1 protein-coding gene is annotated in these 732 nt (G+C 74.9%); it reads right to left on the bottom strand.

The window, feature by feature from the left end:
* Nucleotides 1–732 (bottom strand): BON domain-containing protein (locus tag FV223_RS29150; protein ID WP_187276302.1); only part of this gene is annotated, 732 nt, incomplete at its 5' end.

Below are 732 nucleotides of genomic sequence, written 5' to 3'. Positions count from 1 at the left end.
TCAGCATCGCGGACAAACCCTCGGACCGGCCGCCTCATCGGGCTGATGCAAAGCGGCGGCGAGGTCCGGCGGCGCGCCGTCGGCGATGCGGGTGCGGTCGAGGATGCGCTCGCGGAAGAAGCGCGGCTTCACCACCGCGAGCAGCCGGTCGCGCGCTTCCGTATCGGGCAGGTGGCCGGACAGGCTGACGCTGTCGGCCTCGCGCCGGATCGCGACGCGGTAGGGCGAGAGCGGCTTCACCGTGAGCGCCACCGCGCCGGCTCCGACCCCGGGAGGCCTGGCGTCGCGCATCACCGTCTCGATCTCGCCGACGGCCTGGCCGTCGACGGCGTCGCCCGCGACCGACACCCGGGCGCCGTCGAAGCGGGCGCCGCCGCTTTGCATCAGCCCGATGAGGCGGACCAGGAACCTGGCGAGCGCGTCCGGCTCGATATCCTTGGCGAGGCCGCGGGCGGTGCGCATCCGGTCCTCGACCGCGACGCCGTCGGCGATCTCCGCGGCCAGTCGCCCGATCTCGGCGCGCGCCGCCTCCGAGACCACCGAGCCCGTGAGCACCACCCCGCCGCCGGGGTTTCGCGACACGGCCATGGTGAAGTCGTCGATCCGCGCCGGCAGGACGTCGACCCGGCCGAGCGTGTAGCCCGGCGACGGCTCGGCGAGCGCGGCGCGCAGCGCGTCGTAGGCGGCGACGTCCACCGCCTCGCCCGAAACGGCGATCGCCATGTCCGTCAC

The sequence above is a fragment of the Methylobacterium sp. WL116 genome, from assembly GCF_008039455.1.
Lineage (GTDB): Bacteria > Pseudomonadota > Alphaproteobacteria > Rhizobiales > Beijerinckiaceae > Methylobacterium.
The sequence above is the reverse complement of the archived record's forward strand: the minus strand, read 5'-3'. Positions and strand labels throughout refer to the sequence as shown.